The sequence below is a fragment of the Fischerella thermalis PCC 7521 genome (assembly GCF_000317225.1).
Taxonomy (GTDB): Bacteria; Cyanobacteriota; Cyanobacteriia; order Cyanobacteriales; family Nostocaceae; genus Fischerella; species Fischerella thermalis.
Genome location: NZ_AJLL01000090.1, coordinates 132,901 through 156,388, shown reverse-complemented (window position 1 = coordinate 156,388; position 23,488 = coordinate 132,901). Strand labels below are relative to the sequence as shown.

Here is a 23,488-nt window from a genome sequence, read left to right as displayed (position 1 = left end):
TAATTTATCTAGTGTCTTAAAATAGCGATCGGGGATTAATTTAACAGCAAATACATAATCCATCTGTGTACATCTGTGTACCCTGCACCGAATTGAAAAAGGGTGTAAGAGTGTGGGAAAAATGTAATAGAAATTGATATTTAGGAAAATACGCTGAGAACTGCGGTTGACAGAGTACTACTTGCAGGTTAGAGGTAAAAGATGAGGAACTTGTGAGGAAGGTGGAGTGATGGGGTGGTGGGGAGTATGAGGGGTGTGTAGACGCGCCTTCTTCGGCTTAAGGTAAGGGTGGGGTCTAACCACTAACCACTAACAATCAACAATCAACCATTCTTAATTTATCGATGTGTATCTGTATTTAACTGTGGTTTGATACACAGAAACTGAGCAACAATAGATTATTCCTGAGTATGCGAACCCCAATGTCCAATTCCTAGCCCCTAAAATCTTCGTTAATCTCTGCCTTATGTATTCCCCAACAGCCTATGCTAGATAGTCGGGCCAGCCACTGTGAATGTTTTTGTTCAGTGGTAAGAACTAATTCAAAAAAAAGGACAAAGATATAAATGATTGATACTGCCATTGAAGCAATTGTGGCTCGCGAAATTCTTGACTCGCGGGGTAGACCAACAGTAGAAGCAGAAGTACATTTGGCTAATGGTGCTGTGGGACTGGCGCAGGTTCCGAGTGGTGCGTCAACAGGTACTTTTGAAGCCCACGAACTACGGGATGGAGACAAAAGCCGTTATGGGGGTAAGGGTGTACTTCAGGCAGTGCAAAATGTCAAGGATATAATTGCCCCACAATTACTAGACATGGACGCCCTGAATCAGGAACTCCTTGACCGCACGATGATCACTCTCGATGGTTCTCCTAACAAATCTCATCTGGGTGCTAATGCGATTTTGGCAGTTTCCCTAGCAGCAGCCAAAGCAGGGGCTGAATCTTTAGATATTCCCTTATATCGCTATTTGGGTGGTCCTTTGGCGAATTTATTGCCTGTGCCATTGATGAATGTAATTAATGGTGGCGCTCATGCGGCAAATAATGTGGATTTTCAAGAGTTTATGATTGTTCCCATCGGGGCGTTTTCTTTCCGAGAAGCATTGCGATGGGGTGCGGAGGTGTTTTCCACCCTCAGCCAGGTTTTAGATGAGAAGGGTTTACTTACTGGTGTGGGGGATGAAGGTGGCTTTGCGCCTAATTTGGAGTCCAATCAAGTGGCTTTAGAATTGCTGGTTGCTGCGATTGAAAAAGCTGGCTACAAACCAGGGGAACAAGTAGCTTTGGCGTTGGATGTGGCTGCTAGTGAGTTTTACAAGGATGGACAGTATGTTTATGATGGAAAACCCCACTCACCAGCTGAGTTTATTGACTATCTCGCCCAACTAATTGGTCAATATCCGATTGTCTCGATTGAAGACGGTTTACACGAGGAAGACTGGCAAAATTGGCAGTTACTTACCCAGAAGTTGGGCGATCGCGTTCAGTTGGTAGGAGATGATTTGTTTGTCACAAATGCTACTCGCCTACAAAGGGGCATTGATTTTAAAGCTGGTAACGCAATTCTGATTAAGCTCAATCAAATTGGTTCGCTAACTGAAACCTTGGAAACTATCGATTTGGCTACTCGTAACGGTTTCCGCTCGGTAATTAGCCATCGTTCTGGTGAAACAGAAGACACAACTATTGCTGATCTCGCTGTTGCCACTCGTGCGGGTCAAATCAAAACAGGTTCTCTGTGTCGCAGCGAACGGGTGGCAAAATATAATCGTTTGCTACGAATTGAAGATGAATTAGGCGATCGCGCGGTATATGCAGGTACGGTGGGTATGGGACCGAAGTAGTTAGTTACTAGTTGTTAGTTGTTAGTTGTTAGTTGTTGGTTTTTACCACTAACCACTAACCACTAACCATTAACTGTGACTATGGATAAAAACCTAACTTCGGTAATCCCAAGGTTTCATCCCAACCCATCATAATATTCATACACTGAATTGCTTGACCCGCCTGCCCTTTGATCAGGTTGTCAATTGCTGACATTACGATCGCTCTACCTGTACGCGGGTCAACTTCTATACCTATGTAACAAAGATTACTACCACAAGCCCATTTGGTTTGGGGATAAATGCCAGGATCGCAAATTTTTACCCAAGCAGAGTTACGGTAAAAGGCTCTATAAATGGTAATTAAGTCATCTCTGACCAAGCCGGGATCGCGTAAGGATGCATACACTGTAGATAGGATGCCGCGTACCATTGGGATGAGATGGGGAGTGAATTGTATAGTGAGTTCGTGACCTGCGAGTTCACTGCAAATCTGCTCAATTTCCGGTGTATGGCGGTGACGGGCGACACCATAGGCCGCTAGAGAGTTGTCTGCTTCAGCTAATAACATATTGATTTTGGCTTCTCGTCCACCACCCGACGTACCAGATTTAGCATCAATAATGGCTGTTTCGGGGATGATTAATCCCTGTTTGAGGAGTGGAGATAGTGCGAGGAGACTAGCGGTAGGATAGCAACCAGGACACCCTACTAACTGGGCTTCGGCAATGCGATCGCGATATAGTTCTGGTAATCCATACACTGCCATTGCCGCAGTAGCAGTATCTTGCCGTTGTTTACCGTACCAAGCAGTATAAGTCGCCAAGTTACTAAAGCGATAGTCAGCACTCAAATCGAGTACCTTACATCCTTTCTCTAGCAATTTTGGAGCAATTTGGCAAGCCAGACCATTCGGCACAGACAGAAAAACTACTTCACAACGGTGAGCAATAATTTCCGTATCTACCGCTTCTATCGATAAATTGACTGTATGAGCCAAATGTGGATATATATCCGCAAATGGCTTACCAGCAGTGCTATCGCCACCTAAATAAACAAGCTCTACTTCTGGATGATCCATCAGTAGACGCACCAACTGAACTCCGCCATAACCTGACGCGCCTACAATCCCAACGGGTACGCGTCTAAAATTGCCCATGATTATAAGATCCTTATCCGCTTTTGGTTAACCTGTTGTCAGCTCTCAACAATCCACGCTTTAGCTCAAAGCTATTAGCTCTTAGCATATGATGGTTGAAGGTTGAATGCTAACCCTGATGATTTTTGAACTGTTACTGAAATTTAAGTACTAAAACCTAATTTTAGCGGTAGACTTTTTCGCAATGTTATGTGAAAAAATAAAAAGCTAGATGAATTTTATTCATCTGCAACTGTCTTTTGTGCAGTCAGCTAGCAATAGCATTGCTATGATACCTGTCTTAGGCAGTTAAAGTTTTGCTCTAGTAGTCCACAAGCGAATAAAGCTAAAATCATTATTACGGATACCACTTGTGTATTCATAAGTTATTCTATTTGCAAAAAATCTATATCTTGCCAGAGTAATACTTAAAGCCTCCTGTTGCACTCTCTCATTTTTGAACCTAGTAACAATATCAACATCAACAAATCCCTGCTTATCTAAGCTTCTACCCTTCTAAAGGCGGTACAATCTGAAAAACAGGATTTGTTAAAAAAATTTACTTTTGGTAGCTAAAATCTGTGTCTCAGATCAAGACAACTTCAACCCAAGCCTTTGAATTTGATTCGATTGACGCCGCTTTGGCAGATTTGAAAGCTGGTCGTGTGATCGTGGTAGTAGATGACGAAAACCGAGAAAATGAAGGCGATCTGATTTGTGCCGCTCAATTTGCAACTCCAGACACAATCAATTTCATGGCGGTAGAAGCGCGGGGGTTGATTTGTTTGGCAATGACGGGCGATCGCCTCGATGAATTAGACTTGCCTTTGATGGTAAGTAATGTTACAGATCCTAACCAGACTGCTTTCACCGTCAGTATTGATGCTGGGCCTCATTTGGGGGTAACAACTGGTATATCAGCAGAAGACCGCGCCCGGACAATTCAAGTCGCCATTAATCCAAGTACTAAAGCTTCAGATTTGCGTCGTCCCGGTCATATTTTTCCGATTCGTGCTAGGGAAGGTGGTGTACTGAAACGAGCAGGACATACAGAAGCAGCAGTCGATTTATCTAGACTTGCTGGTTTGTATCCGGCTGGGGTGATTTGTGAGATTCAAAACCCTGATGGTTCAATGGCGCGGTTGCCTCAGTTAATCCAATATGCTAAACATCATAAGCTGAAAATTATTAGTATTGCGGATTTAATCAGCTACCGCCTCAAACACGATCGCATTGTGATTCGGGAAACAGTTGCCGATTTACCCACCCAGTTCGGTCTTTTCCAAATCTACGCTTATCGCCACACTTTAGACAATACCGAACACGTTGCCATTGTCAAGGGAGATCCCTCCCAATTCGATGATCACCCTGTGATGGTACGGATGCATTCCGAATGTTTAACTGGGGATGCATTGGGTTCTCTACGTTGCGACTGTCGGATGCAACTACAAGCAGCTTTGAAAATGATTGAAAATGCGGGGCAAGGTGTTGTAGTATACCTGCGACAAGAAGGACGGGGAATTGGACTGATTAATAAACTAAAAGCCTACTCGTTGCAGGATATGGGACTAGATACCGTTGAAGCTAACGAACGTTTAGGATTTCCCGCCGATTTGCGTGACTACGGTATGGGCGCACAAATTCTGATGGATTTGGGTGTACATAAAATCCGTTTGATTACCAATAATCCTCGGAAAATTGCCGGGTTAAAAGGTTATAACTTAGAAGTAGTTGATCGCGTACCCTTATTAATCGAAGCCAATGATTATAACTCCTATTACTTGACCACAAAAGCGAAAAAGCTGGGTCACATGCTGTTGCAGACATATTTGGTCACAATGGCTATCCACTGGGAAGATGACCCGCAAGCAGTTACAGAACGCTATGAACGCTTGGAAAAACTGCGCCATTTAGCGAAAAGTCATGATTTATTGTTACAAGAAGAAGCTCGTCCTTTAGCGATCGCCCTCTTTGACAAACCATCTTTAACAGTACATCTCGGGTTTGATCAACCGCAACTAGCAACCCATGACTGGTACAAACAAAAAAATCATCCCTACGTACAAGCGATCGGACAAATTCTTGATTATCTTGTCAGTCTACCTTATGTACAAAAGCTGGAATTTTTGATTTCTCCTGGTGTTGATCCCCTAAGTAATCTGCAAGTGCAATTAGATCGCCAGACTTTCTCAGCAGAGACTTTACCTTCATCAATTTGTTGTGAACAGTTAGAAACACAGAAAATATATAGTTTTAATCATTAAAGACAGTACTATTGTCAGAAATCGCCAGCATACAATGCGAAATCTGTCACTATGCTGGTATTGTGGTGTTTTTAGCAAAGCCACGAATAAAAAAACACTTTAAATAATGTATTTTCCTTAGTGTCTTAGTGTCTTGGTGTTTCAAATATTCTTTTTTCAACACAATTGTCAATCTCACGAAATCGGCTGTCGAAAGGAGTGAAGTAAATTAAAAAACTTATCAAAATCAAAACTGCGGGGATCAATTCTTGTACCCGAACGATCAACATCTCGATGGGTAGTAATACGCTCATCTGGAACACTACTCTGAGCTATTAACCAAGCAAGAGAATAGTATTGGGCATCAGTGTAACCGATGTGATATGGTTCTTTGTTGCGACCTTCTGGTGGCGTTTCTAAAGAGACGTGGTAAGCAAAATTATTCACGGATGGTTCTAAACCAGGATTAGTTTGTACAGTTTCTGACCCATTTGGCCCATCAAAAACTGAGTTACCTGCACCAAAAGCCCGTTTATCCGGTGGGACTATATAAATAATTGTTCCGTCTAAAGTAATTAAGCTATGGTAGCTTACTTGCTTATCTTGATCACTATGGGCTGTTTGGAAGGTATTAATCGCACTTGATGCAGAATCAGCAGTTTCATGAAGTACTATGATTGCCTGATTGTTAACTGGTACACCATTAATATCTGTAGCAAAACGTTCTCCATAATTGCTTGGGTGGGCTAAGGCAATTTTGTAACTAGGGGTATATTGTTTAAAAGCTTCAGTAATTTTGAACGAATATTGAGGAATATTTTGCAGTTTGTCTGCTTGGTTATTTGTTGATGAAACTTTGTCAGCACCAGCCGTATTCACTGATGGTTTAGCAGAACTTTGCAGTTTGTCTGCTTGTTTGTTCTTTGATTCAACTTTGGGAGTTGGACTAGTATTGGTTAATGATTTGGAAAAATCTTGAACTTCCTCTTTTTGCTCTTGGACTGCTTGTAATTGGACTTTCGCTGGACTCCAAACAGCAGGATCTACATCTGAATTTGATGAGATGCTGCTATTTTGCTGTAACTTCGCTCTCCCAAGCACAAGAACAATAGTTAAGGAGATAAGCATCAAAGAAATTATTAGCAATCTTTTAATCCAGACGCTAAAACTCATGGGTTTAAAAATAAAAATATTGCTTAAATTTATACTAATATATTCGTTTAAGTAGAAAATAAGCCACTCTCATATCGAGAACAGTACCATAATCTCCACTCCTGAAAAATCTTTCTACAGAGCTATTTAAATTCCACAAGTTTTCAATAAATACCCCATAAAAATTAAGAGAATATAACCTCGGTGTTGACTTTTGAAGATACTGGTAGTTAGACAATATTAAATTGATGACCAAACCAAAGCATTACCGCAGTTAGCAGTAAACATACTATCCCTGCGACTCCGGCTAGGGGTTTTTTGTTCTTACCTGTCACCCAATCTGAGATTTGATCGGTGTAATCGATTAGTTGGGCTGTATCTATACAAGCGATCGCCCATATCCAGCTGCTATGCAATCCCCAAGCTAAACCCAAATTACCTCGATCAACAAACCGTGCTAGCACCAATACAACACCCATTAACCATAGCCCAGGAAGCTGCGGTATGGTTTGTTGTTGTTCCCAAATTAAGTGTAACACAGCAAATATCAAGCTAGATATAGTTGCTGCTATCCAAACTGAATAATCTTGCTCTAATTCTGTAAACAAAAATCCACGAAAAACTAATTCTTCAATCCCACCGACAAATAAAGCTATTAACAAAGTAGGCAGCAAAATAGATGGTAGTTGCTTGATGTTGATGTATTCTAACTTGCACCATCCCAGCCAAAGTTGACATGTAAAAACCACAGCTAGGCTGAATAAACCTAAAATAAAACCCAGGATGACGGAACTAAGGATAGAAATATTGGTAACAAAGCCGTAATCTGACAAAGGTGTTTTAGTCAGCCAAGTGATTATCCAAAAAATTAAAGGTACTAATAAATAAAGTGACAATAATAAAGGTATTTTCTGCTCTGATTTTAAGGGTTGGTTAGGTTTCCAATTTAGAAAAACAGCCTCTAAAGCTGCGATTGGAAACCAACATCCAGCCCAAGCAAGAAAAAAAGCCATCACTACAATCAAACTTGGTGCATTTTCCCAAAATGATTGCCAATTATAGAGTGATGACTTCCATACGGCTAGCAAAATTGAATAAAAAAACACGACAGACTTCTCGCAATCCTAAATTTATAGCTTGTAGAGAGAAAAGCTTTTACGTTTTCGAGCAATTTTGAACCAGGAGTAGCGATCGCCTTTTATTTACCCCCTAGTATGATTTGCTTTTTTTTGTGCTTTTCTCTCTACTTCACCAAGCTTCTACCAAATTAGGTAACTTCTGCAAGAGGTCTAATCGTTATTTTTTACCTCAAAATCTTTAAACGGTAGCAACCATTTTTTCCTTGCCAAGGAGATAAGTTAGTAGGTATTCACTCTTAACTTTATCCCTACGATGAGAAAAATTTACTCTTCTTCTTCAATCTCATCTTCCTCTTCATCAATGTCTACATCTGACTGGAGTTCTTTTTTGTCACTATCAACTTGAATGAGGTGAATGTGCTTGTATCCCAGCTTAATTTCAAATTCATCACCAGGCTTTAAGCCCATTGCTTTAGTGTATGTCGCACCAATGACTATTTGACCGTTTTGATGAACGCTAACCCGATAAGTCGGTTCACGACCACGACCATCTTTTGGTGCTTCTGGGCTTAAGGGAATTCCCCTAGCGGATAGTAAAGCATCATAAAAATCGGTGAGATTCACACGCACCTGATTATTTTTTGTAACAGTATAGTAGCCACACTGTTTTGCTCTTTCTCGACGTGGTAAATTGGAAAGTTCTTTGACTTTCGCAAGCAGTGCTTTTCCGGTTAATGGTGCAGTTGCAGTTTCAGTCATTACGCTCAAAATTTCCTTACTCTCTCCAAACTATTCAAAGGTGTAGTTCTCTGCCAACTGTTAGCTTTTTGTGATTTACACTAAAGTTGCTGACAAACCCAGAAAAAGGGTAAAATCCTGATCCTAACAAACCAAAATCATCTTTTATGGCTACCCATAATTTGTTAGAGTCGCAGTTGTCTCAGGTATTTATTACGGTAATTTTACGGCACATTTAACCATCATTTGCCATCGAAAATGAAATATTTTTCTTTTCTGATGCTATTGCGACGGTGTAATTTTAAGCCATCTTTACAAAGGAAACGAGTTCCACTACTTAATAAGCCGTAGACTCAAGAATTTGCAAGAATTTCCTTATGCTTAACTCAAGCTTAGAACAGCATAGTATTTTCATAAGGTTGTTGAGCATACACTCTTTGATCTTGCCCATAGAGATGAATAAATTTCATCTCTAGTCATCACGAATAAACAAAGCAGTATCAGCCGCACTTGATCGGCTATTTCGACCAGTTTTGTTTGTTCGTAATTTTATATTAAATAATAACATGCAATCATAATAACAAAATAATTGTTTAAGTTTGAATTAAACTTATTGCTAGACTTTAAATCTTATATCCTTTACCTTGGGAAGGCAAAAAGCGGTGAGGATTTTCCTCCCGCTTTCTTACCGTTGTGAGTATTGAGGTATGGATTTTATAAAAATTCATCTAATATAGACAAGGAGATTTGAGTACAGAGTTACATGATCAAGTTTGTTGATTGAGACCAGACAAAATATTTCCGAGTATGATGCTGCCTATTAATTACCTCAACATGTTCATCAGCAGCTATAACAATTCTATATAACCAAAAAAATAGCACTTTGCGACTAAAGGAGGAATTTGTACAATTGTTTATTAAACTTGGTGGCATTAGTCGGGGAAAAGGTTATTGGGGTTGGAGCAAACGAAAATAAAAACTCTTTAACTTTTAACCCTTCTGTTTACCGAACTCTTGCAAAAGTCAGTTTTGCAAGCGTTTTATTGACTTCTGTGAACATCAAGATAAAGCTATATTCTATAGTTGAGGGGACACCCGCGAATAAATTTTGGGGGATTCGCCCATATTTTCGGTAGCGGGGTTGTCCTGGTAATGGCTAACAGGTAATGGGTAATGGGTAATAAGAAATCACCAATTACCGGGTGATGTGCTGTTTCATCCATTCACCTTTAAAAGTAGGGTTTTCACATCACCCAACCTTGGTAATAAGGTAATAAGGTGTAGCGGTTGACAAAACTGTCGCTAAACCCATGCAGAGCTTCTGTAACTAGAATTTTTATGCTTATCTTCGGAATTTTTAATGATCAGCATATTAACAGCTAGCTTTGAAATAAGAATAGCTAGAGCATAGCTCGTTGAGTAGGCAATGTCGTTTAGGGAAGCGTAAAAGTTAAAAGGTAAAAGAAAATTATAAAAGACAAGGGTCAAGATTAAACAGTCAAGGGATTTCATCCATTAATCCTTTCCTCCTTTCACTTTCAGCTTTTGCGTACTGAAGCTTTACCCTTCTCTAACTTCTGCAAAAGTCTGTTTCCTATGTAAATGTGAGAATTGTAATATTTAGGTTAGTAATAATGGAAGTACTATTTAAGGTTATTCGACAGCAACATAATTCTTCTGCTAAGGTACAAACTTACCTTTTACAGGTAGAACCAGGTAATACAATTCTTGATTGCCTCAATCGAATTAAGTGGGAACAAGATGGAACTTTAGCGTTTCGCAAAAATTGTCGCAATACAATTTGTGGTAGTTGTGCTATGCGAATTAATGGGCGTTCTGCTCTTGCTTGTAAAGAAAATGTTGGCAGTGAAATTTCTAGATTACAACAGTTAGCAGCACAAACAAGCAATGCAAATGCTATTCCAGAAATTACGATCGCTCCACTTGGCAATATGCCTGTAATTAAAGATTTAGTGGTAGATATGAACGATTTTTGGAATAACCTAGAGGCGATCGCACCTTATGTAAGTACCGCTAGCCGCAACGTACCAGAAAGAGAATTTTTACAAACACCACAAGAGCGATCGCGCCTTGATCAAACTGGTAATTGTATTATGTGTGGAGCTTGCTTCTCTGAATGCAATGGCTTTGAAGTCAATTCCAAATTTGTTGGTCCCCATGCACTGGCAAAAGCTTATCGAATGGTAGCAGATAACCGCGATAGTGAAACAGAAAACCGCTTAGAAAAATACAACGAAGGTACTCAAGGAGTGTGGGGTTGTACCCGTTGCTTTTACTGCAACAGTGTATGTCCAATGGATGTGGCTCCATTAGATCAAATCACTAAAATTAAACAAGAAATTCTCGCCCACAAACAAAAAAGCGATAGTCGTTCCATCCGCCATCGCAAAGTGTTAGTAGAGTTAGTCAAAGCAGGCGGTTGGATTGATGAGAGACAATTCGCTTTACAAGTAGTCGGTAATTATTTTCGGGATTTGAGAGGATTGCTAGGTATTGCACCCTTAGGTTTACGGATGCTTGCTAAGGGCAAATTTCCCCTTTCATTTGAACCTTCCGAAGGAACTCAACAGGTGCGATCGCTGATTGAGGCGATAGAACAAGAAGGAAATAGGGAATAGGGAAAGGGGACAAGGAGGACAAGGGAGACAAGGAGGACAAGGGAGAACATCTTGACTCCCCATACTCCTCACACCCCTCACACCCCACCCTTACGGGAAGCCCTCCGGGTTCGCCAGGTGACGCCACGTGCTTTATGCCGGGGAAAGAGTCCACCGCACTGGCTCACCGCTACGCGTCTACACACCCCTCACACCCCCACCTCCCCAATCCCTCCCTAACGTGGATCTTGCGGTATATTCAAAGGCTGCCCAGAACGGTTATAGACTAAAATATCCCACTGTCCATTGTTACTGTACTCAAAGGCAATTCTCGTACCATCAGCACTAATTGTGGGGTTGCGGACTTCTGCTTGCAAATTAGCGGTCAAGTTACGTGATTGTCTTGTTTCTCTGTTATACAAAAATATGCCTGTGCGACCTTGGCGAGAAGCAGCAAAAACAATACTACGACCATCATCAGAAACACTCGGATGAGAGGCGATCGCATCAAAGGCATTTAAACCAGGTATATCAATCAAATTGCGAGTCACTACATCAAACATATATACATCTTGGCTACCGCGTCGGTCAGAAGTAAAAACAATATATCTGCCAGAAATTTGCGGAGTTAATTCCGAAGCAGGACTATTAAGACTCCTACCGCCAGGATCAAAAGGGTAACTCAAAAGGCGGGGATAGCCAACACAGCCAGTTAGTAAAGTTGTTAAGGTAAGTATAGGAAGAAAAATATATTTGGTCATTCGTCATTTGTTAGTAGTTAGTAGTTAGTTGTTTTACTCCTCACACTCCCCATTGCCCCCCAACCCCACAAAGTGGGGACCCCTAGCCCCCCATCATCCCCTCCAGACTAAGGCACAGGAGCAACAGCCGCACCATTAGGAATATCCAACTCAATCTCTGGTCCTCGATCTAGGACTTCTACATCCCATTGACCACGGCTGGCGGTTTCAAAAACTACATAGCGTCCATCAGGGCTAATACTAGGATTTCTTACCCAACCGCGATATGTGGGGGTAACGATCTGTGACTGTTGTGTAGCGCGATCGTAAAGTGCCACCACAGGTCTGCCTTGGTCGCTGGTAATATAGGCTAGGTAGCGTCCGGTATAGCTGAGGCTGGGACTTTCAACTATCGTCCCAGGGCGATTTAAGCGTGGTGTACGTAAAAAAGTTTGTTGTTGTAAGTCGTATAGCAGTATCTGGTGAGTACCATTACGGGTTGATACAAAGGCTAAAATACGACCATTTCCACTTAAGGTCGGTTGCTCTTCAGTGTAGCGACTGTTAAGAGAAGTCGGCCCAATAGGAATATTTTCAGGACTACAAGCTACAAGTAAACTTGCAAAACTAAAAATCAGACTCCAAAGACAATTTCGTTGGAGCCAAAATCCAGGTGTAAATTTTTTCACCTTAACTGTTTTTTTGTTCTCTCTTTTACAACCTCCACATTAGTTTATTTAAACATCATCAAAATCTACTGAATTATCAGGTTCGCCTTCAGAGTGATTGATCGGTTTGTATTCTACATAATCAGTAGGGATAACATCATCATCTTGGCGTTCAGTTCGGGATTCGGAATTATTGGGCGGACGGCGTCTTCTCGGTGATTTGGGTGTGGTATCTGTAAGATCGTCAGCAGGGTTTTCTGGACGCAAAGAACCGTTAGTTCTACGCCGAGAAGGTCTTCTTTCTTTAGTAGTTGGGCTATCCCAATCATCAACCGCTTTAGAGGTTGTAGTACCCCAATCATCTTCTAAGCGATCGCTACCACGACTAGTTGGACGCGAACTACTACGCCGACGAGTTATTCTGTCGCTGGGTTCTGATCTCTCACCATTACTGCGACGTTCTATACGCCGGGGTTCATCTTCATAGTAATCATTGCGGGATGAACGGCTTTCTCGGCTACCTGGAATGCGAGGACGGGGAAGTTCATCTTCATACTCATCATCGTAAGGCAGGGAATCTAGTTCTGCATCCACCTCAGCTTTGTAGGGAGATTTTCTCCGATACTGATAGCGACTACTAACTTCTCGCTCATCATCCACTATAGGAGTGTTGCGTTTAGCTTGTTGAGTAGCAATACCCCGCAGACGAATGCTTTCAACCGCGAAAAATACAGTTGAGCCAACCAAAAGTAGCTGACCAAATTGTAAAATCGGGTCTAGTCGCCATCCTTGGAAAATAAGAATAAAGCCGCAAAGTAAGCCCACAGCAGCAAAAAATATATCTTGATCTCGCGAGAGTTCTGGACGCACTGTGCGGAGAAAATACAGAGCAGCTCCAGCGATCGCCAGGAAAATTCCTAGAAGACTGGCTGAGTTGGCCCCAAAATTGACTTGAGCCAGAACGCTGGCTGAGTTCAGCCAAAAAGTAAACATTGTTTTTGTCCTAATATCAAAATCTATGTTAGCGAGTTGGTATTTAAATCTCTACTTTAACAAGGCACTGAATATATTGTAGAGACGCAAAATTATAGGCAGCGCCGTGTTGTTTACAACCGTACGACTGCCATCGCGTCTCTACATGATTACCAAAAGCTAAAAAAGCACTGGTTTTGAGAGTCAAATTAACTCCCACAAGTATTATTAAGAACGTTGGATTTTATCTTTTTGGCTAATAAAAAGCAATCCCACTGTAACAGGGATAACGACAATCACAGTACCCCAAACCAGGCTCCAAAGAAAATTTGCTAAAGAAGGCGTCATACTTTTCAACCTTTTTTTACAGACTTTACCCTAATTTTAATAGTCTATTACACCCTTGGAGCAACAGGACATAGACTTCTGTTTTGAAAATAGGAATCAGCGATTCTCCTGAGGCAGACACTACGGGTAGACGCGCTTGACTCGGCTTCTCGCAGATTACGAGGATTGGGGATCTGGAAAAAACAAGGGGACAAGAAAGACAAGGGGGGCGACTTGGGAGAAATTAAATATTCCCTATTCCCTGTTGCCTATTTAGCTAAAATAATAGTGATCAAGCTTTACAAAGCTTCAAAATTTGTAAATTACGCTCGGTTTTTTGTTTATTGCAGAGAGTGAGAAACTCATACCATGACTGGTGTTAACCTTACTGCTTGGATTCTTGGTCTCGGACTGGGATTGATGACCCTTTTGTTTATTTTTCGTATAGTTTTAACTTGGTATCCGCAAATAGATCTAAATCGTTTGCCTTTTAATTTAGTAGCTTGGCCAACAGAGCCATTTTTGACACCAATGCGGAAGTTAGTTCCACCCATTGGTGGGGTGGATATTACGCCGATTATTTGGGTTGGTATCTTTAGTTTGCTTAGAGAATTGCTTCTTGGTCAGCAAGGACTGCTGATTATGATGTCTAAATAACTGTTGGTAGTTGGTGGTTAGTGGGTAGAGATGCGAGGAACATCGCGTCTGTGTACATTAATGGTTAGTAGTTAGTAGTTATTGGTTTACTACTCCACCCTCACGCAAAGCCTAGGAGCGCACGACTCTTTCTTTATGCCGGGAAACCCACCCACCGCACTACCTGGTCTACACATCCCTCATACTCCTCATACTCCCCACCTTTCCACCTCTGCACCTACTTCATCTCTCAGCCTTGCATTTCTTGTATAAAACTGGTGTAAACATTACCCTGTAAAAACTGTGGGTTTTCCATAATTTTCTGATGAAAACTGATAGTAGTAGGCAGTCCAGTAATTGCACACTCTTGCAGCGCTCGTTTCATCCGGTTAATGGCTGTAGGACGGTCTTGTCCCCAAACAATAAGCTTACCAATTAGAGAGTCGTAATAAGGGGGAATTTGATAATCGGTGTAGACATGAGAGTCTATGCGGACACCAGGACCTCCGGGTGGGAGATAACCACTAATTCTACCAGGTGCGGGACGAAAATCGTGATCGGGGTCTTCGGCGTTGATGCGACATTCGATCGCATGACCCTGTAAAACTACTTGGTCTTGGGTTAGTTTTAGTCTTTCTCCTTGAGCAATACGAATTTGTTCAACAACCAAGTCTACCCCTGTAATCATTTCTGTCACAGGATGTTCAACTTGAATGCGGGTATTCATTTCCATAAAGTAAAAATTACCTGATCTATCTAAGAGGAATTCGATTGTTCCTGCGCCGGTATAGTTGATAAATTGGGCTGCTTTAACAGCTGCTTGACCCATTTTTTCACGTAGTTCTGGATCAAGAGCTGGGCTGGGGGCTTCTTCTAGTAATTTTTGATTACGACGCTGAATTGAGCAATCCCGTTCACCCAAATGAATGACGTTTCCGTAATTATCAGCCAAAATTTGAAATTCAATGTGGCGCGGACGCTCGATAAATTTTTCTAGGTAAACTCCAGAATTACCAAATGCTGCTCCTGCTTCGCCTTGCGCTGCTTGAAAACATTTGATGAATTCGCTTTCTGAACGGACTAGACGCATACCCCTCCCACCACCACCAGCAGTAGCTTTGATCATCACGGGGTAGCCAATTTTTCTGGCGATCGCTAACCCTTCTTTGTCCGAGTCTATCAAACCGTCGCTACCTGGTACTGTTGGGACTCCTGCTTTTTGCATGGTTTCTTTGGCTGTGGATTTATCGCCCATCAACCGAATGGCCTCTGGAGAAGGGCCGATAAAAGCAATATGATGATCTGCACAGATTTCCGCAAACCGGGCATTCTCTGCTAAAAAACCATAGCCTGGATGAATAGCACTAGCATTGCGTGTCAAGGCTGCGGCAATAATATTAGGAATATTGAGATAACTTTTACTGCTGGCAGCTTCACCAATGCAAACGGCTTCATCAGCTAGTTGTACATGCAGTGCATTTCGATCAACGGTGGAGTGTACGGCCACAGTTGCGATTCCCATTTCTTCACAAGCCCGGAGAATGCGAAGCGCGATTTCTCCCCGATTAGCAATTAATATTTTGTCAAACTTCATCTTTATAGCGTCGATATCAGTTAAGTAAATTGACTCAGCAAGTCTGAAGTGTAAAGGATAGAGGATGAAAAAAAGAATGAGGTTTAAAACTTCATATTTTCTACTGAATACCTTCATGGGCTTGTTTCATCCTACCCTGCACTCCCAGAGCGTAGCCCTTCTTCGCAGAGTAGCCGCCTTAACGAGTGTCTAAATACTTCATACTTCAGCCTTTGGTTGACATTTTCTCCCGGCTAGTTTAAAACAACGCTTTCGCTTGATTTCAAATTATGACAGGAGATGACATAGCATAGAACTTTTAACAGCTACCAATTATCAGCGAGCAAAGCAAGTTGTTCACTGATTTAATTGACCAGACTACCAACATCTGCTGCTAGAGCCTGAAGTTTTCTACTTTGCCCCAAACGCACCGTAATTCCACAGTTTAAAACCGTAAGAGTGTCAAGTCCACAGGGAGTTCTGGCTATGGTCTTTGTTTATGCCTTTCCTGCGGAGGCTGTAGTTCCGCCAGTTTAATACGTCAAGGGTCGAAATTCTGTGCATACAGACTCTTGAATTTGTGAAAAATTTAATTATCACTCTACTATAGTGATTTTGTTGTGCTATATTTAATAATTAGTGCAACCTTGCGGATGTGGCGGAATTGGTATACGCGCACGTTTGAGGGGCGTGTGGCTTTGCCTTGCGAGTTCGAGTCTCGCCATCCGCATATTTTTAATAGTCCATCACCATTAATACTTACCCCCTCACGGCTGGCAGTAAAGAAGTCCGTAGTTTACCGTCTGGTTAGGTTGATTCAAAAAAAGCCGATAGTTTGTTTAACGTGAGTTCGACGGATAGGAAGGAGCAAAAAGCTTGCTTTGTAAGAATTTGCTTAAGTGGCATTCACGGCAGCGAGCGCACACAGTGACGGAGACATCACTACAATTAATTGAGAAATAATAAATCGCGTTTTACCCTTATCCTCGGTTTCAGGTAAAGCACTCCGTTTGAGGTTGACTTTCATGGCAAAGAAAATTGCATTTGGTTGGTATGGCGGCAAGTACAGTCATTTAGACTGGCTCTTACCCTTGTTGCCAAAAACAACCCACTACTGCGAACCGTTTGGTGGTTCAGCCGCCGTGTTGTTGAACCGAGAGCCTTCCCCTGTAGAAACTTACAACGATATTGATGGCGAGGTAGTCAACTTCTTCCGTGTGCTACGTGACCAAAAAGACCAACTCATCGAGGCGATAGGGTTAACTCCATTTTCGCGTGAAGAATTTCGGACTGCTATTACCAAAGAAGAAGAAAGTTTATCAGACTTAGAAAGGGCTAGACGATTTTTTGTCCGGGCGCGACAAGTGAGAACAGGCTTGGCACAAACTGCCAGTGTGGGAAGATGGGCGCACTGCAAACTCACAAGCCGGGCGGGGATGGCTGGTGCCGTTTCCCGGTGGCTGGGCAGTGTTGAGGATCTGCCCGAAATTGTGCAACGGCTGCTGCGCGTGCAAATTGAGAATGACCAAGCAATTGATATTATTCAACGGTACGATAGTCCAGAAACTTTATTTTACTGTGACCCGCCCTACCCGCACGATTCCCGTGGGGATAGCAAGGCTTACGCTTATGAAATGACCGATGACGAGCATCGACAACTAGCGGGTGTTTTACGTGCAGTCCAAGGTAAAGTTGCCCTTTCTAGCTATGATTGTTCTTTGATGCAAGAACTCTATGGTGACTGGAACTGCATTAAAGCCCCCCTGAAGAACTGTCATTCCATCAAGGAGTTAAGACAAGAAGTGCTTTGGCTTAATTATGAACTGACAACCTCGACAGTTAATATTGAAGAAATCAATCAATGTCCACAACCCCAGCAGCTATCCTTGATGTAGCCTTTCAACAAGCCGAAGCATCAATAGCCCAACCGATTGTCACCAACCCCAGCATCGCCAAAAAAATTGACTATGTATCAAGTTATGTAGGCAACCGTGCTGTAGTTCGTTTGTTACTAGCTTGTGCTTTGGCAGCGATTCACCGCGTGAATGTTGATATCCGCAAACCTTACACCGAGATAGGCACACCAGACGCTTACTCTGGGCGTTACTACGATGAAAGTTACATCACAGCTTTCATTAACCAGCACGAGTTACCTTGCAATCCTACCACTGCGTTCCTGACTCCTGCTCTGCGAAACCGTAACATTACCTTGACCCCAGCAGTCAATCTGGTGGGACGACCTCCCAAACTCTACGAAGCTGCCCTGCAATTGCTTGATGATGTTCATCAAGGCAGAATAACTGCTCTTGAACTGCTAGCGGAAACTCTTCGCTGTCTAATTATTGCTCGAAACCAGAAGCGGCAGCGCATGGAAACACTACTAGCTGATTTGAAGAAGTCGGAAGATGCAATACCTTTGTCAGCAGAGGAAATTGTCACACTCTTGCAACAGCATTTAGCTTGTCGAGGTTCAAGCCGCCTTCCTGTATTGATTGTTGCTGCTGCCTATCAAGTAGCAGAACAATATATCGGAGAGCGTTTTTTACCTCTAAAATCCCACAACGCTGCTGATGAGCAGACAGGTGCTTTAGGAGATGTGGAAATTACTTTAGTTGATGATGAAAAGGTAATTACCAGCTATGAAATTAAGACTCGACGTGTCACCTTAGCGGATATTGACCGTGCCTTGCAAAAAATTAACAGCACAGGCAAGCGGGTTGACAACTATATTTTTATCACAACGGATGTGATTGAGGAAGGTGTTCGCTCATATGCCTCAAGTATGTATGAGCGTACAGGTGGCATAGAGATTGTAGTTTTGGATTGCATAAGTTTTGTGCGTCACTTTCTGCATTTGTTTCATCGATTGCGATCGCAGTTTTTGTCAGCCTACCAACAGCTAGTGCTAAGAGAACCAGACAGTGCTGTTAGCCAACCTCTAAAAGAAGCTTTTTTGGCATTGAGACAAGCTGCTGAAAGCGCCAGGGAATTTTGACCCTGTATAATCTTTTGAACTTCTAAGATGCACATTATAGAACCCTCGTACAGCAAGGGTTTTAGAATTTCCAGCAAAATGTGCTAGTTTCATTTGTTCCTAGCGGCGAAAAAATGCAGCTAGTCGGGCGCTCATATCTTGCACCTCTAGGGATAAACCCTAATAGAAAAATAGGAGTGCAAAAAAGTAACTCCAAAAGTGAGAAGACACTTCAGTAGAAAAAAGTGATTGATATAACTACATAAATGTGGAGATTAACCAAATTACTCAGGATTAGGCGATCGCTAACTCCAAGGAGTCACTGAATTTGCACACAAGGGCAAAAAGATGAGAGAAAAGGGCGTGAAAAGCATATTTTTACTAGGACTGAGGTAAATTTTTGCAACTCCTGTATTTCTTGTGGTGCTACTTTGGTGATCGCTGCTAAATACCTTTCTACATAGCGATAATCTCCAGGGACAGTAAAAAGTTGCGATCGCCTGTTTGAGAAGGAACTTAACAAATTAAATTAACATTACAGAAAATATAGAGATGCGAAATTTCGCATCTCTATAGATTTAAACCTACTCAAGTGAATTCAAAAGTCTATAAAATTTAACTTTATTTGTTCTTGTGGCTTTGTCGTCCAGCTTTTGCATGTTGCTCACGGCTACCACCTTGAGTACCTTTTCCTTCTTCGTCGTTGTCATCTTGATCATTGTTCTCATTGCGATCGCTTCTGTGGGAGTGCTTACCACCTTGTCGACCAATCTCTGCCATAAACTCTCGGTCTTTACTTGTGGTTTCTCCACCTTTACGACCAGCTTTTCTAGCTTCTTCTGACGTAAATTCGTGGGCTGTTCCTTTTTCGTGAGCAGCTTTTCCACCTTTACTAGCAATTTCACGCTGCTTATCTTCATCCATTGATGCAAATCCACGTTTGCTTGTATCTGACATAATAATTCTCCTCTTCTTTTCGTTTTATTTTTTTCAAAAAAGGTAGATTGAAAGAATCTATAGAGTTGAATGAATACCCTTGATTCTGTGTCTAATTTACAAATTAAAGAATCTCTAATCCTCTTTCTTATAGAGGAGTTTGTTGCAACAAAAACATGATTTGGCTTATAAAAAATAATTCTGTAGTTAGAGTAAGGGACTAAAAAAAATGATTCAAGTTTATCAATTTTGTTATTTGTAAGTAAAAATATTTTTATAGCTATAAATTTTAGATTTAACTTTAATAAACATCTACCATTAGAGAGAAATCAGAACTTAGGCAAAGAATAACGATGAGTAGCGGTAATTCATGAATTACCGCCAAGCAAGAATAATGTTTTATGTCATATCTTACATAAGTTCTGAAAATATATCTTTAATAGTTGCCTGATAAAGCAATCTCATCCATACATTTAGAATTTGAAGACTGCTAAGTTAATAAGTAGACTTTCATTAACTGCCTACATCAGAACGCATAAAAAATTTTTACCTTCAGTATAACAGCCATCTGCTTTTTGCTCAGATCCCCGACTTCTTGTAGACACGCGGAGGGTGGCTTTCCGTTTCCTCAAAGGATAGGGTAAAAGTCGGTGATCTAGTTGTTATCGAATGATTAAGGAATGCTTTAGCAATCGCTTCACAAAAACTAATTATTGTTGCGTAGCTGAACGTCCTTGTTTACCCAACTTAATTAAGACAAAATAAATTAGGTAAAGTACATAAATCACTAGACCAAGAATGCCAAGAATGCCAAGAAAGCCAGCGCTAGTGTTGGGATGAAACCATTCTTTAAATCCTAAAGGTGCTTCAAACCAGACATAACAATTGGGATTGTTACTAACATTTTCCGAAAAAGCACAACCCAAAAAAGGTATAAAGGCAAGGGAACCTAAAATACAATAGACGGTTGTTGCCCAGCGCCAAGAAGTAAAAGTCAACTTTAAGGGACCGCTAGATTGATACTCAATTTCATCGTTAAGGTCCACCCAAAACCACAGCGAAATCGGTATTAGAATACGACCCATAAATCCTGAGATAAAACTGACTGGATATTGGGCAATCATTAAATAAATTGTGATAGCTAGAAGACTTGATACTCGCCAGTAAATAGCCAGCAAGCGTTGCATCCCTTCGGCTTTTTGCACAAATGCCCAAATCAGCAGAATCAGAGGAATAACCACTGTAAATAGTACTGCTAATCTGTAGTCCATCCAGACGAAAGGGCGAAACCAAACTTCTTTTTCCATAATATTTCCACGAGTGACAAATAATTTTACTCAGAGAATATACAAGTAATCATTAACTCAGAATCTTATAAATGATAGCTGATATAACAGTTATCAGTGATCAGTTACTAGTTATCAGTAAAGAGGGTATCTTTAAATTGAGTTTAAATTCCCTATCAATTGGTCGAAAGCGTTGGTAGTGATTATTTTACCCCCTATACGCCTGTTCACTGTTCACCGATTTCAATGCTATGCTTAATTATCTGAAGGTAAAAATGCTACATCATGTTTCCGTATTTTCGTGTTTTGGATCTAAATGGTTAACAATTATCAAATATTGATAACTAGATTTAAATATTGCTATTAACATAAGAAACAAGTAACTAAAAGATCTAAAACTAAATAATTGCGACAAACATAGACGCCTTCAAGGGAGAGTTGGAAACTGCCCCTACTTGGCTAAATGTTTGAGACTTGCAAACTTTTTTGCATAAACTTTTAGTGATTTTGCATTTACTTCTTAAGTAGAAGTAAATGGAAGTTACACCTTGTGTTTAAGTATTTTTTTTGAAACTAGGACACAAGGAAGGCTGAGCTTGTCTAGGCAAAAAGTGAAAGTGCAAATATTAGCTAATAGATCTTTGTTACTTGTTGTTCAATGTTCAGTAAAACTCACGAACTTAAATTTTAGTCGTCATAAACGCGACATTCAGCCGCTTCGGGGTTATCATCACAATATTGCTCAAAAGCAGTTTTCTGCTTGGCTTGCTTTTGGTGAGAAGCTTCTGCCTGTAACTCTTCTACTGCATCCCAAGCAGCAGCACATTCAGCAGAATTGCTACCTGATGTATCACAGACAGCGCGGGCTTCTTCAACTTCTTGTTGGATTCTGTTTTGAATGTCTGTCATAGTTCTAATTTTGCTGTGTATTATTAATACCAGTATAGAAAAAGTACGGAAAGGGCTTTTTTGCACTATTCCACACTATTCTAGCCATTTAGCTGCCACTTTAGTACCCTTGATTGTTACTTCATTACAAAGTACAGCAAATAACAGGATGTATTCTGTTATAAGCTTTTTCTTTTAAGATTTTACTAAGCATACAGTTTGAAGATTATACAATGATCTTTAGATAGATGTAATGGTAATAGCAAGCCTAGGTTTCTAGAATTTTATCAAGGGCTAAATTCACCTGATTTTGGGATGCAATTTCATGTTTTCCAAGATAAAAAATAAAAAACTACTAGCCGGATTATAGAAAAGCGTAAAATTCATGGCAGACCAAATGCAGTGGGCAAATGCCCTGTCAACCCGTCCCTCTTTAGAAGCAGCTGTTGCAGATGTGGTACAACGCACAACTTCTTCCTTATCAGCACCTGCGGATTTGGGGCTGGTATTCATTTCGTCTGCTTTTACAAGTGAGTATTCTCGAGTGTTACCTCTGTTGGCGGAGCAACTTGCAGTACCTGTGCTGGTCGGCTGTAGTGGTGGCGGCGTTATTGGCACTAGTTTGGCTGGACAAACTCAAGAATTGGAAGCAAAACCTGCCTTAAGTTTGAGTTTGGCTCATCTACCAGGAGTGGATGTCAAAGCTTTTCATGTTGTTGCCGAACAATTACCTGACTTGGACGGGCCACCAAGCGCTTGGATCGATTTGATTGGTGTAACATCTTCACCTACACCTCATTTCATATTGCTGTCTGCTTCCTTCTCGTCTGGTATTAATGATTTATTACAGGGATTGGATTATGCTTATCCAGGTTCTATGAAAGTTGGCGGTCAAGCAAGTAGTGGCGTAATGGGTGGTCGAATTGCGCTTTTTTGTAATGGTCGCTTGTATGAAGAAGGAACGGTTGGGGTGGCCTTAAGTGGCAATATTGTTTTAGAAACAATAGTAGCTCAAGGATGCCGACCGATTGGTCAGCCATACCAAGTTACCAGAGGCGATCGCAATATCATTTTGGAACTAGACGAGCAAGCACCACTGTTTGTACTACGAGATTTAATAGCTAGTCTGAGTGAAGAAGACCGAACATTGGCCCAAAATTCTCTATTTGTCGGTCTGGCTATGGATGAATTTAAGCCTTGTTTGCAACAAGGAGATTTTTTAATTCGCGATATTTTGGGAGTAGACCCCGTCGGAGGAGCGATCGCGATTGGTGATTACGTTCGTCCCGGACAACGCCTGCAATTCCATCTACGAGATGCTGAAGCCTCGGCGGAAGACTTAGAGTTTCTGCTGGAACGATATCAAAAAGAACAAAAATCCCAACCAGCTGCTGTTGGTGCATTAATGTTTGCCTGTCTGGGGCGAGGTGCGGGACTATATGGCAAGCCAAATTTTGATTCCCAGCTATTTCAGCGCTATCTCAATAATATTCCCTTGGGGGGTTTTTTCTGTGGTGGCGAAATCGGTCCTGTTGGTGGTAGTACATTTTTGCATGGTTACACTTCTGTATTTGGGATTTGTCGGGCGGTAGGGTAATAGGGATCGGGGATTGGGGGAGATGGGGAGATGGGGAGGTAGGGAGTATGAGGAGTATGAGGAGTGTGGGGAGTGTGGGGAGTGTGGGGAGTGTGGG

The 23,488-nt window shown here is 41.4% G+C and carries 20 protein-coding genes and 1 tRNA gene; 9 read left to right on the top strand and 12 right to left on the bottom strand.

The features are described from left to right. Positions 1 to 566: 566 nt before the first annotated feature. Positions 567 to 1,847 (top strand): phosphopyruvate hydratase, encoded by a 1,281-nt coding sequence (gene eno, locus UYK_RS0119630; protein ID WP_009454281.1) that lies wholly within the window; start codon positions 567 to 569, stop codon positions 1,845 to 1,847. 79 nt (positions 1,848 to 1,926) lie between these two features. Here eno and argC read toward each other — a convergent pair whose 3' ends face one another. After that, positions 1,927 to 2,985, bottom strand: a complete 1,059-nt coding sequence (gene argC, locus UYK_RS0119625) for an N-acetyl-gamma-glutamyl-phosphate reductase (RefSeq protein WP_009454279.1) — start codon at positions 2,983 to 2,985, stop codon at positions 1,927 to 1,929. Between the two features lie 560 nt (positions 2,986 to 3,545). Here argC and ribBA point away from each other — a divergent pair. Next, positions 3,546 to 5,228, top strand: a complete 1,683-nt coding sequence (gene ribBA / locus UYK_RS0119620; RefSeq protein ID WP_009454277.1) for a bifunctional 3,4-dihydroxy-2-butanone-4-phosphate synthase/GTP cyclohydrolase II — start codon at positions 3,546 to 3,548, stop codon at positions 5,226 to 5,228. A gap of 174 nt (positions 5,229 to 5,402) precedes the next feature. On the opposite strand, the gene UYK_RS0119615 is transcribed toward ribBA, so the two are convergent. The 3 genes from UYK_RS0119615 to UYK_RS0119605 form a co-directional block, all read right to left on the bottom strand. After that, positions 5,403 to 6,380, bottom strand: coding sequence for an N-acetylmuramoyl-L-alanine amidase (locus UYK_RS0119615; protein ID WP_009454275.1), 978 nt, complete (start codon positions 6,378 to 6,380; stop codon positions 5,403 to 5,405). Between the two features lie 209 nt (positions 6,381 to 6,589). After that, the gene (locus UYK_RS0119610; protein ID WP_009454273.1) at positions 6,590 to 7,465 is read right to left on the bottom strand and encodes a CPBP family intramembrane glutamic endopeptidase; all 876 of its coding nucleotides are present in this window, start codon (positions 7,463 to 7,465) and stop codon (positions 6,590 to 6,592) included. A 297-nt stretch (positions 7,466 to 7,762) separates the two neighbouring features. Then, the gene (locus UYK_RS0119605; protein WP_009454272.1) at positions 7,763 to 8,197 is read right to left on the bottom strand and encodes an AbrB family transcriptional regulator; all 435 of its coding nucleotides are present in this window, start codon (positions 8,195 to 8,197) and stop codon (positions 7,763 to 7,765) included. A 1,613-nt stretch (positions 8,198 to 9,810) separates the two neighbouring features. Between UYK_RS0119605 and UYK_RS0119600 the strand changes: the two genes are divergently transcribed. Next, on the top strand, positions 9,811 to 10,815 hold the full coding sequence (locus tag UYK_RS0119600; protein WP_009454270.1) for a succinate dehydrogenase/fumarate reductase iron-sulfur subunit: 1,005 nt from the start codon (positions 9,811 to 9,813) through the stop codon (positions 10,813 to 10,815). A 51-nt stretch (positions 10,816 to 10,866) separates the two neighbouring features. After that, positions 10,867 to 11,034 (top strand): hypothetical protein, encoded by a 168-nt coding sequence (locus UYK_RS26330; protein WP_157221841.1) that lies wholly within the window; start codon positions 10,867 to 10,869, stop codon positions 11,032 to 11,034. Here the strand turns inward: UYK_RS26330 and UYK_RS0119595 are convergent. The 4 genes from UYK_RS0119595 to psbX all read right to left on the bottom strand — a co-directional run bounded on the left by UYK_RS0119595 (position 11,031) and on the right by psbX (position 13,522). Beyond that, complete coding sequence (locus tag UYK_RS0119595) at positions 11,031 to 11,555, bottom strand: TolB family protein (RefSeq protein WP_009454268.1); 525 nt, start codon at positions 11,553 to 11,555, stop codon at positions 11,031 to 11,033. The two genes, UYK_RS26330 and UYK_RS0119595, sit on opposite strands and share 4 nt — an antisense overlap. 107 nt (positions 11,556 to 11,662) lie before the next feature. Beyond that, positions 11,663 to 12,223: a TolB-like translocation protein gene (locus UYK_RS0119590; RefSeq protein WP_016871996.1), complete on the bottom strand. Its 561-nt coding sequence runs from the start codon at positions 12,221 to 12,223 to the stop codon at positions 11,663 to 11,665. 48 nt (positions 12,224 to 12,271) lie between these two features. Beyond that, positions 12,272 to 13,195: a Ycf66 family protein gene (locus UYK_RS0119585; protein ID WP_009454264.1), complete on the bottom strand. Its 924-nt coding sequence runs from the start codon at positions 13,193 to 13,195 to the stop codon at positions 12,272 to 12,274. 207 nt (positions 13,196 to 13,402) lie between these two features. Continuing rightward, positions 13,403 to 13,522 (bottom strand): photosystem II reaction center X protein, encoded by a 120-nt coding sequence (gene psbX / locus UYK_RS0119580; RefSeq protein ID WP_009454262.1) that lies wholly within the window; start codon positions 13,520 to 13,522, stop codon positions 13,403 to 13,405. A 348-nt stretch (positions 13,523 to 13,870) separates the two neighbouring features. Here psbX and UYK_RS0119570 point away from each other — a divergent pair, with 348 nt between their 5' ends. Then, positions 13,871 to 14,158, top strand: coding sequence for a YggT family protein (locus UYK_RS0119570; RefSeq protein WP_009454260.1), 288 nt, complete (start codon positions 13,871 to 13,873; stop codon positions 14,156 to 14,158). A 229-nt stretch (positions 14,159 to 14,387) separates the two neighbouring features. On the opposite strand, the gene accC is transcribed toward UYK_RS0119570, so the two are convergent. Further along, on the bottom strand, positions 14,388 to 15,731 hold the full coding sequence (gene accC, locus UYK_RS0119565) for an acetyl-CoA carboxylase biotin carboxylase subunit (RefSeq protein ID WP_016871994.1): 1,344 nt from the start codon (positions 15,729 to 15,731) through the stop codon (positions 14,388 to 14,390). A gap of 628 nt (positions 15,732 to 16,359) precedes the next feature. Here accC and UYK_RS0119560 point away from each other — a divergent pair. The 3 genes from UYK_RS0119560 to UYK_RS0119550 all read left to right on the top strand — a co-directional run bounded on the left by UYK_RS0119560 (position 16,360) and on the right by UYK_RS0119550 (position 18,705). Beyond that, a tRNA-Leu gene (locus UYK_RS0119560) sits at positions 16,360 to 16,440 on the top strand. 295 nt (positions 16,441 to 16,735) lie between these two features. Then, positions 16,736 to 17,605 carry a DNA adenine methylase gene (locus UYK_RS0119555; protein ID WP_009454256.1) on the top strand — a complete coding sequence of 290 codons (870 nt, stop codon included), beginning with the start codon at positions 16,736 to 16,738 and terminating at the stop codon, positions 17,603 to 17,605. Next, entirely contained in the window at positions 17,572 to 18,705 is a 1,134-nt protein-coding gene (locus UYK_RS0119550; protein WP_016871993.1) for a restriction endonuclease, SacI family, read from the top strand. The genes UYK_RS0119555 and UYK_RS0119550 overlap by 34 nt, the downstream gene beginning before the upstream one ends. 600 nt (positions 18,706 to 19,305) lie before the next feature. On the opposite strand, the gene UYK_RS0119545 is transcribed toward UYK_RS0119550, so the two are convergent. From UYK_RS0119545 to UYK_RS0119535, 3 genes are all read right to left on the bottom strand, one after another. After that, positions 19,306 to 19,641 carry a KGG domain-containing protein gene (locus UYK_RS0119545; protein ID WP_009454252.1) on the bottom strand — a complete coding sequence of 112 codons (336 nt, stop codon included), beginning with the start codon at positions 19,639 to 19,641 and terminating at the stop codon, positions 19,306 to 19,308. A gap of 689 nt (positions 19,642 to 20,330) precedes the next feature. Continuing rightward, positions 20,331 to 20,927, bottom strand: coding sequence for a DUF3177 family protein (locus tag UYK_RS0119540; RefSeq protein WP_009454250.1), 597 nt, complete (start codon positions 20,925 to 20,927; stop codon positions 20,331 to 20,333). A gap of 666 nt (positions 20,928 to 21,593) precedes the next feature. Further along, complete coding sequence (locus UYK_RS0119535) at positions 21,594 to 21,815, bottom strand: Calvin cycle protein CP12 (protein WP_009454249.1); 222 nt, start codon at positions 21,813 to 21,815, stop codon at positions 21,594 to 21,596. A gap of 364 nt (positions 21,816 to 22,179) precedes the next feature. On the opposite strand from UYK_RS0119535, the gene UYK_RS0119530 reads away from it, so the two are divergent. After that, on the top strand, positions 22,180 to 23,391 hold the full coding sequence (locus UYK_RS0119530) for an FIST signal transduction protein (protein ID WP_009454247.1): 1,212 nt from the start codon (positions 22,180 to 22,182) through the stop codon (positions 23,389 to 23,391). Positions 23,392 to 23,488: the final 97 nt, after the last annotated feature.